The organism is Stenotrophomonas sp. HMWF023, from assembly GCF_003060985.1.
Classification (GTDB): Bacteria; Pseudomonadota; Gammaproteobacteria; order Xanthomonadales; family Xanthomonadaceae; genus Stenotrophomonas; species Stenotrophomonas lactitubi.
The window spans coordinates 1-8,254 of record NZ_QAIJ01000320.1; the positions used below are offsets into that span (position 1 = coordinate 1).

9 protein-coding genes are annotated in these 8,254 nt (G+C 66.4%); 6 read left to right on the forward strand and 3 right to left on the reverse strand.

The window, feature by feature from the left end; genetic code table 11:
- Nucleotides 1–158: 158 nt before the first annotated feature.
- The 3 genes from DBR20_RS19500 to DBR20_RS19510 all read right to left on the reverse strand — a co-directional run bounded on the left by DBR20_RS19500 (nt 159) and on the right by DBR20_RS19510 (nt 2,691).
- Nucleotides 159–1,061 (reverse strand): sulfurtransferase, encoded by a 903-nt coding sequence (locus DBR20_RS19500; protein WP_108267813.1) that lies wholly within the window; start codon nt 1,059–1,061, stop codon nt 159–161.
- On the reverse strand, nt 1,058–1,861 hold the full coding sequence (locus DBR20_RS19505) for a CoA pyrophosphatase (RefSeq protein WP_100464395.1): 804 nt from the start codon (nt 1,859–1,861) through the stop codon (nt 1,058–1,060). Before DBR20_RS19505 ends, DBR20_RS19500 begins: the two co-directional genes overlap by 4 nt.
- Before the next feature lie 128 nt (nt 1,862–1,989).
- Nucleotides 1,990–2,691, reverse strand: coding sequence for an FKBP-type peptidyl-prolyl cis-trans isomerase N-terminal domain-containing protein (locus DBR20_RS19510; protein WP_089239934.1), 702 nt, complete (start codon nt 2,689–2,691; stop codon nt 1,990–1,992).
- 166 nt (nt 2,692–2,857) lie between these two features.
- On the opposite strand from DBR20_RS19510, the gene DBR20_RS19515 reads away from it, so the two are divergent.
- From DBR20_RS19515 to pstS, 6 genes are all read left to right on the forward strand, one after another.
- Nucleotides 2,858–3,652 (forward strand): enoyl-CoA hydratase-related protein, encoded by a 795-nt coding sequence (locus DBR20_RS19515; protein ID WP_108267815.1) that lies wholly within the window; start codon nt 2,858–2,860, stop codon nt 3,650–3,652.
- 4 nt (nt 3,653–3,656) lie between these two features.
- Nucleotides 3,657–4,010 (forward strand): hypothetical protein, encoded by a 354-nt coding sequence (locus DBR20_RS19520; protein WP_049466535.1) that lies wholly within the window; start codon nt 3,657–3,659, stop codon nt 4,008–4,010.
- On the forward strand, nt 4,010–4,699 hold the full coding sequence (gene nth, locus DBR20_RS19525) for an endonuclease III (protein WP_099819987.1): 690 nt from the start codon (nt 4,010–4,012) through the stop codon (nt 4,697–4,699). The genes DBR20_RS19520 and nth overlap by 1 nt, the downstream gene beginning before the upstream one ends.
- A gap of 228 nt (nt 4,700–4,927) precedes the next feature.
- Entirely contained in the window at nt 4,928–6,139 is a 1,212-nt protein-coding gene (locus DBR20_RS19530) for an OprO/OprP family phosphate-selective porin (RefSeq protein WP_108267817.1), read from the forward strand.
- Between the two features lie 110 nt (nt 6,140–6,249).
- The gene (locus DBR20_RS19535) at nt 6,250–7,029 is read left to right on the forward strand and encodes a hypothetical protein (protein ID WP_108267819.1); all 780 of its coding nucleotides are present in this window, start codon (nt 6,250–6,252) and stop codon (nt 7,027–7,029) included.
- Nucleotides 7,030–7,165: 136 nt separating this feature from the next.
- Nucleotides 7,166–8,185 carry a phosphate ABC transporter substrate-binding protein PstS gene (pstS, locus tag DBR20_RS19540; RefSeq protein WP_025875374.1) on the forward strand — a complete coding sequence of 340 codons (1,020 nt, stop codon included), beginning with the start codon at nt 7,166–7,168 and terminating at the stop codon, nt 8,183–8,185.
- The last annotated feature ends 69 nt before the right edge of the window (nt 8,186–8,254 follow it).

Sequence of the window (8,254 nt, forward strand, 5' to 3'; positions counted from 1 at the left end):
TACAGCGATGCACCGCCAACGCCGAGGATATGGCGGCGGTTACAGATTTGAACCGAGCACTGGACATGCTCCGCTTTCACAGCTTCCCCCGACCGGTGGATCCGCGCCCTGCGTGTATTGCGTAGACGAAAGAATCGTAGGCCATGCAGGACGACGGCTCAAACGCCGGTCGCCACCGGGCGGCTGCTGTCGCTGACCCAGCCACTCCAGGAATCGGCATAGATGCGCGCGCCGGACAGGCCCGCACTTTCCATCGCCAGCAGCAGATGGCAGGCGGTCACGCCCGAGCCGCACATCAGCACCACGCGCTGGGGGTCCTGGTTGCCGATCACGCCCTGCAGTTCGGCGCGCAGTTCCTGTGCGTCGCGCAGTCGGCCGTCCAGCACGTTCAATGCGAACGGTCGATTGACCGCCCCCGGCACATGGCCGGCGACGGGATCCAGCGGTTCCACCTCACCGCGGAAACGCTCGCCTGCGCGGGCATCGACCAGCCAGCCGGATGCATGCTTGAGCCGCGATTCGATCTCGTCCGCGCTGGCAATCTGGCTGGTATCGAAACGCCCCGGATATACCGGCAACGCCGTGACCTCGCTGCTGCCGGTCGCCAGCGGCTGGCCGGCGGCCTGCCACGCGGCGATCCCACCATCGAGGACGGCGACCTTCGTGTGCCCGATCAGGCGCAGCAGCCACCACAGTCGCGCAGCGGCCATGCTGCCATCGCTGCCGTCATAGACCACCACCTGCGTGTCGGTGGCGATGCCCCATTGCCCCAGCCGCGTGGCGAACGCATCGCTGTCCGGCAACGGATGGCGCCCATGGCCGACCCGCGTCAGGTCGGACAGGTCGCGATTGAGATCGGCATGCACCGCACCGGGAATGTGTCCCTGTGCGTAGAGGCCATTGCCCGCCTGCGGATCGGCCAGCGATGCACGTGCATCGACCACGCGTACGATCGTGCTTGCGGTCGCGCGGGCATCGATCACGCGTACTCCGTCGCCCAGGGCCGCAGCCAGGGTCGCGACATCGACGAGGGTGGTCCACGGCGGATCGATCGATTTCATTGCACTTGCTCCAGGCGGCGACGCAGGTTGTACAGGATGGCCGCAGTGGCGCCCCAGATGCGCTGGCCGGGCCAGCCGTATTCGAGGACATGGCGGACGCGGCCGCGATGGTTGATTTCGACCTGGCGCAGATTGTCGGCGGCCATCAGGTAGTCCAGCGGCACTTCGAACACCTCGGCTACTTCGCTGGGCTGCGGTACCGCCACGAAATCCGGATCGATCACCGCCACCACCGGCGTTACCCGGTAGCCGGTGATGGTCACGAACGGATCGAGATAACCCAGTGCCTGCACCTGCGTCGGCGCCAATGCGATTTCTTCCTGGCTTTCGCGCAGTGCGGCGGCCAGCGCATCACGATCATCCGGCTCGGTACGACCACCGGGAAAACCGACCTGGCCACCATGTTGCCGAAGGGTTTCGGTACGCCGGGTCAGGATCACCTGCGCACCGTTGGCACGCGGGACGATGCCGGCCAGCACTGCGGCCTCGACCGGTGGGCCCGGGGGCAGCAGGTCATCCAGCTCACTGCGGTTCCAGCCGTCGCCTGCCGGCGGCTCGGCCAGCGGATGCAACGCGCGCAGCAGGCGCTCATGATCGGCCAACGAACCTCGCAGCGACTGCTGCAGCTGTTGGCGCAGTGGCAACACCCGCTGCAGGATGTGGGTGCGCTCGCTGTCGCTCATCGACGACCACCGTGCGATTTCGTCGATATGCCGCCCGCAGCCAGCGCAGAGCCGGTTGCGATCCAGCTTGCACACGTTGATGCAGGGGCTTGCGACAGCACGCGCCGTTTCTTCCATTATTTGCACCGGTCAACAGTAGCGCGAATGGGCCGGATTTGGGATGGGCCCACACGGCTGCTGCGTACCGCAGAAACAAAAACGCGCCGGTGGAATCACCGGCGCGTTGATGTTGACGCTGTTTCTTCTTACTTGACGCTGATCAGCTTGATCTCGAACTGCACAGCCACGTTCGGCGGGAACGGGGTGCGCGGGTCGGCACCATAGGCCTGATCCGGCGGCAGGGACACTTCCCACTTCGAGCCAGCCGGCATCTGCAGCAGGGTCTCGCGCATGGCCTTCATTTCGACTTCGCTGACCTTGATCGACGGAATCTGCTGGGCCGGGCGAGCCTCGGTCGGGCGCTGGCCGTACGGGAACGGACCGGCCACTTCCAGCTGCACGGTGCTGGCCTGGGTCGGCTTGGCACCCTTGCCGGCTTCGATCACACGGTACTGAACGCCGCTCGGCAGGGTCTGCACGCCCGCCTTGGCCTTGTTCTGCGCCATGAACTGATCGCTCTTGGTCTTGTTGTCGGCAGCAGCCTTTTCGTACTCGGCCTTGGCGGCCTGGGCACGGCCCTGCTCGCGCTTCTGGAACGCTTCAACGGCCGGCTTCAGCTGCTCGGCGGTGATCGCCGGCTGCTTCTTGGCGTAGGCGTCCTGCAGACCCTTCACCACCGAGTTGATGTCCAGCTGCTCACCGCGACCAGTCAGCTCCGCCAGGTTGTTGCCGTAGTCGTAACCGAAGTAGTAGCTCAGCTTGCCCTTCTCGGACGCGATGTCCTGGGCGAAGGCATTGCCCGTCAGGGCCAGGGCCGCGACGGCGACCGCGATAGAACGCAACTTCATCAAACAGTTCTCCAGGGGTGGTAACTCAGGGACGTTCTGCGCCGCCCTGAGGCGACGGGTTAGGATAACGGCCACAACGTGTAACCGCTACTCACCACGCAGGCTATGACCTGTCTGCGTTTACAGAGTTCAATCTCACTTTTTTTTAACGTTCCAGGAGTTTCCCGTGGCCGAGGCCCCCGCCCCCCACCCGGTCGACGTCAGCGATGACGGCGCTGTCCGCACCATTACCGTGCAGCGACCGGACAAGCTCAACGCCCTCAATGCCGCGACCCTGCAGGCTCTGGCCGGGGCGTTCAGCGACGCAGCCGCCGATCCGGCGGTGCGGGTGGTGGTGCTGACCGGCGCCGGCCCCAAGGCCTTCGTGGCCGGGGCCGACATCGCGGAAATGAACACATTGAGCGCGGTTCAGGGACGTGACTTCTCCCTGCTCGGCCAGGCCCTGATGCGCCGCATCGAACGCATGCCCAAGCCGGTGATCGCCCGCGTGAACGGTTTTGCGCTGGGCGGCGGGCTGGAGCTGGCCATGGCCTGCCACCTGCGCATTGCGGCCGATTCCGCCAAGGTCGGCCAACCGGAGATCAATCTGGGCCTGATTCCCGGCTTCGGCGGCAGCCAGCGCCTGCTCCGCCTGTGTGGCCGCGCGGCCACGCTGGAGCTGTGCCTGCTGGGTACCCCGATCGACGCCGCGCGCGCGCTGGCCCTGGGCATCGTCAACGAAGTAGTGCCTGTCGCCGAGCTCGACGGCCGCGTGCAGGCCTTGGCCCGGCAGCTGGCACAGTCGGCGCCGCTGGCGCTGCGAGGCCTGCTCGACGCGGTGCACGTGGGCGGCGAATGCAGCCTGGAAGCGGGCCTGGAATACGAAAGTGCGCAGTTCGGCCTGCTGTTCGCCACCGAAGACATGCGCGAAGGCACCAGCGCCTTCCTGCAGCGCCGTCCTCCCGCTTTCCAGAACCGCTGACGCCATGGCATCCCGACCCAACCCCGTGCTGCTGTTCGCCCGGGTCCAGGCAGACGATCCTGATGGCGCGCTGCAGGCTGGACTGATGGACTACGTCGTGCGCGCTGGCGATGACCGGCTGCTGCCCGATCATCCTGACCTGCCCGACCGCCTCTGCCAGATGCAGCTGCAGCTGCAGCGTGCATGGGCCGCGCGCGAACGTTTCCGCGCACGCGCGGTGCGCCTGGCCCGCCGCGAGGCCGAGCGTGATGCACGGCGCACGCCGGCGCCGGCACCGGACGTCAAACCCGCCCTGCCCGCCGCAGCGGCCGCCATCCTCGCCCGGGCCAAGGCCCGCGCCGCCGGCAAGGAGCAGTAATGGCGACCGCGAAGAAGACCGCGCGCGCACCTGCGCGCCGCGGCGGAACGATGCCGCGCGCCGACGTGGTGGAGATGTTCACCCGCCTGCGCGAACTCAACCCGCATCCGAAGACCGAGCTGGAATACAGCTCTCCCTTCGAACTGCTGGTGGCGGTCGCACTGTCGGCGCAGGCCACCGACGTCGGCGTCAACAAGGCCACCCGTCGCCTGTTCCCGGTTGCCAACACGCCGGCGAAAATCCTCGCCCTGGGCGAAGAGGGACTGAAGAAGTACATCGCCACCATCGGCCTGTTCAACGCGAAGGCGAAGAACGTGATCGCCACCTGCGCGTTGCTGCTGGAGAAGCACGGCGGCGAAGTGCCACGCGACCGCGATGCACTGGAAGCACTGCCCGGTGTCGGTCGCAAGACTGCCAACGTCGTGCTCAACACCGCCTTCGGCGAACCGGTGATGGCGGTGGACACGCATATCTTCCGTGTCGCCAACCGCACTGGACTTGCGCCAGGAAAGAACGTGCGCGAGGTCGAAGACCGATTGGTCAAAGCGATTCCCGCCGAGTTCCTGCTGGATGCGCACCACTGGCTGATCCTGCACGGACGGTACGTATGCAAAGCACGCAAACCGGATTGCCCGGGGTGCGTGATTGCCGACCTTTGCCGGTTCAAGGACAAGACCCTCGCGGAGTGACGGCGGCATCCACGCATGGCGTGGATACGCGGGAAAACCAGCCACGCGTGGCGTGGATCTACTGCAACCGGGACGCAATCCGGGCGTCATACGTAACCGGTTTCAATGGCAGGCCCTGCCGTGACGGGGCCTGCGGCGGATCGCGGCCGTGCGCGAACTGTCACATTTACGCAATCTTCACGTTTTAGCCTGCGCGCATCTTCCCACCTGCCTGCAAGGCTCCTCTCCATGAAACTGCATCACCAACTCCTGACGGTCGCCGTGGCTGCTGCGCTGTATGTGCCGGCCGCCCACGCCGAAGTCGCCATCGATGTGATCGGCGGTTCGGAAATCACCTTCGAAGGCCTGGTCCAGGCCGACGGCAACTGGTACGACAATGACGTCGTGGACCTCAACGGCGGTGACGCCGGCAACGGCAAGAACAGCGAATTCGAACTGCGTCGCGCCGAGCTGGTGCTGAAGGGCAAGGGCCCGGGCAACGTGGAGTGGGTGGTCGGCTATGACGCCAAGGCCGACAAGTTCCTCGATACCAACGTGAAGTACAAGCTGCTGGGCAACGCCAACCACTTCATCCAGGTCGGCCAGTTCAAGCAGCCCAACAGCCTGGAAGAGCTGTCCAGCACCAAGAACAACGACTTCATCTCCAAGGCTGCGGTCACCAACACCTACGCCGTCGCCCGTCGCCTCGGCGGCGCGTACAGCTACGGCCAGGACAACTGGTCGGTCACCGCCAGCGCCTTCGGCCGCGAGCTGACCCGCAACCTGGCCCACGGCAGCGGCTACGGCGCACGCGGCACCTGGGCCCCGATCAACGAGAAGGGCCAGGTCCTGCACTTCGGCCTGAGCTACGTGAACTACGACACCGACGCAGACACCCTGCGCGTGCGTGCCCGCCCGAACGCTGACCTGGCCACCGCGCGCCTGGTCGACAGCGGCAACCTGGTCGACACCGACCGCGTCAGCACCATCGGCGCCGAAGCGATGTACTTCCAGGGCCCGTTCAAGGCCCAGGCCGAGTACTACACCAGCAAGGCCAAGCGCATGGCCAACGACAACTACACCAGTGACGGCTACTACGTCAGCGGCGTGTGGAATGTCACCGGCGAGAGCTGGAGCTACAAGGGCGGCACCCCGGGCACCGGCCTGCCGAACAACCCGGCCGGCGGCCAGTGGCAGCTGGGCCTGCGTTACGACCACATGGATCTGAACGACGGCAACCTTGCCGCCAACCCGGTGGCCGGCCGTCCGCCGATCGTCGATGGCGTGCTCGGCGGCAAGATGGACATCTGGACGGTCGGCGCCAACTGGTACTGGCGCTCGAACTTCAAGCTGATGCTCAACTACGTGATGGTCGACAGCAAGAAGTACAGCTCGAGCGCCCGTGGTTTCGTCAACGACGATCCGAACATCCTGGAAGCCCGCGCGCAGTTCTTCTGGTAAGACCGGAAGCACGCGTTCGAACGAAGGCACGGCTCCGGCCGTGCCTTCGTCGTTGTGGGCAGGCGGTGGCCGCGCGATGATGCCCTGCCCTGTCGACATGGACCTTCGGGATGCCCACTTCCCTTCACCTGCGCCGCCTGCTGTGCGCTGCCCTGCTCGCCGCCCTGCCCGCCACCGCGCTCGCCTGTGACGATGCAGAGGCCGTGCGCGACGCCGCGTATCGACAGCTGCCGGCTGGCGCGTTGCCAGTGACGGCACGCTTTACCGATGCCGACAGCACCGCCTGCCGTGCGTGGCCCGCACAACCCGGCACGACCCTGCTGGCTGTCGCGCAATGGACCGCCCCGGCCTCGGAAGAGGCGCGTGGTGGCGACCTGGACCTGCTGCTGATCGATACCGCCAGTGGCCAGCCGCTGGCCTGGACCCGCGTGGCCGATGCGGTCAGCAGTGATGCGCTGCGCTTCACCGGACTCAGCCTGGACACCGCACGCTGGCAACTGGACCCGACCACCCGCGCGTTCGGCGTGCGCATGGACTACAGCGGCAGCTCAGGCCCCAACCCGTTTGCGCAGACCGAACTGCAGTTGTTCGTGCGTGATGGCAGACGGCTGCGCCGGGTGCTTGCGCCGCTGGCCGTCAGCGGCAGTCGCGGCGAATGGGATACGCGCTGCGCCGGCGAGTTCAGCCGCTTCGAGCGCACGCTGGAAATGGGCAGCAGCACTCCCCCTGGCCTGGCACCGATCGTGGTGCGCGAAAAGCGCACCGATACGATCAGCGTCGCTGCAGGTGACGACTGCCACGCAACCGACACGACGGCTCCCGCGCAGCGCTGGACACTGCTGCCCGGCGACGGCCGCTATGCCGTTCCGGAGGCGTTGCGCGGGCTCTGAAAGGGAGGCCGGAGCACCGCCATGACGGCTGTCACGTCTGCGTCATATGACAGACGCGGGCGTGTCATGGAACCGTTATGGAATGTGCACCGAAACGTCGGGCAGCCGCCCCTCGACCACCCCAGGAGTCTCTCCCGTGATCCACGCCTTCAAGTCGCGCGCCGCCGTCGCCATTCTGGCCGCGTCGTCCGTGTTCGCCGCCAACGCCGCCGATGTCACCGGCGCGGGCGCTTCGTTCATCTACCCGGTGATGTCCAAGTGGTCGGCCGACTACAGCACCGCCACCGGCAAGAAGGTCAACTACCAGTCGATCGGTTCCGGCGGTGGTATCGCCCAGATCAAGGCCGCGACCGTGGACTTCGGTTCGTCCGATGCGCCGCTGAAGCCGGAAGAGCTGGCTGCGGCCGGCCTGGCCCAGTTCCCGTCGGTGATCGGCGGCGTGGTGCCGGTGATCAACGTCGCTGGCGTCGCCCCCGGCGCGCTGAAGCTGGATGGCCCGACCCTGGCCAACATCTTCCTGGGCAAGATCACCACCTGGAACGACCCGGCCATCGCCGCCCTGAACAGCGGCCTGACCCTGCCCAGCGGCAAGATCACGATTGTCCATCGTTCGGACGGTTCGGGCACCACCTTCAACTTCGTCAACTACCTGTCCAAGGTCAGCCCGGAGTGGAAGAGCAAGGTCGGTGAAGGCACCTCGGTGCAATGGCCGGCCGGCATCGGCGGCAAGGGCAACGAAGGCGTTGCTGCCTACGTGAAGCAGATCAAGGGCGGCATCGGCTACGTCGAACTGTCCTACGCGCTGCAGAACAAGATGTCCTACGCGGCGATGAAGAACGCGGCCGGCAAGATCGTGCAGCCGTCGGACGCCTCGTTCTCGGCCGCCGCGGCCAGCGCCGACTGGGCCAACGCCCGTGACTTCTACCTGGTGATGACCAACGCCCCGGGCGCTGACGCATGGCCGATCACTGCCACCAACTTCATCCTGGTGCGCAAGCAGCCGAAGAACGTGGCTGGCGCCAAGGCCACCCAGGAGTTCTTCCGCTGGGTCTACAAGAATGGCGATGCGCAGGCCAAGCAGCTGGACTACGTGCCGCTGCCGGACGCACTGGTGCGCCAGATCGAGACCTACTGGACGCAGAACCTGAAGTACTGAGTTTCGTTGCAAGGCGTTCCCCCGCAGGAACGGGGTCGGCGGGTCCTCTCTCCCCCGCCGGCCCCACCG

What these genes read in the sequence shown, in the direction of transcription:
- nth (WP_099819987.1), top strand. Translation starts at nt 4,010, where the DNA reads ATGGCGACCGCGAAGAAGACCGCGCGCGCACCTGCGCGCCGCGGCGGA.
- DBR20_RS19500 (WP_108267813.1), bottom strand. Translation starts at nt 1,061, where the DNA reads ATGAAATCGATCGATCCGCCGTGGACCACCCTCGTCGATGTCGCGACC.
- DBR20_RS19510 (WP_089239934.1), bottom strand. Translation starts at nt 2,691, where the DNA reads ATGAAGTTGCGTTCTATCGCGGTCGCCGTCGCGGCCCTGGCCCTGACG.
- DBR20_RS19530 (WP_108267817.1), top strand. Translation starts at nt 4,928, where the DNA reads ATGAAACTGCATCACCAACTCCTGACGGTCGCCGTGGCTGCTGCGCTG.
- DBR20_RS19520 (WP_049466535.1), top strand. Translation starts at nt 3,657, where the DNA reads ATGGCATCCCGACCCAACCCCGTGCTGCTGTTCGCCCGGGTCCAGGCA.
- DBR20_RS19535 (WP_108267819.1), top strand. Translation starts at nt 6,250, where the DNA reads ATGCCCACTTCCCTTCACCTGCGCCGCCTGCTGTGCGCTGCCCTGCTC.
- DBR20_RS19505 (WP_100464395.1), bottom strand. Translation starts at nt 1,861, where the DNA reads ATGGAAGAAACGGCGCGTGCTGTCGCAAGCCCCTGCATCAACGTGTGC.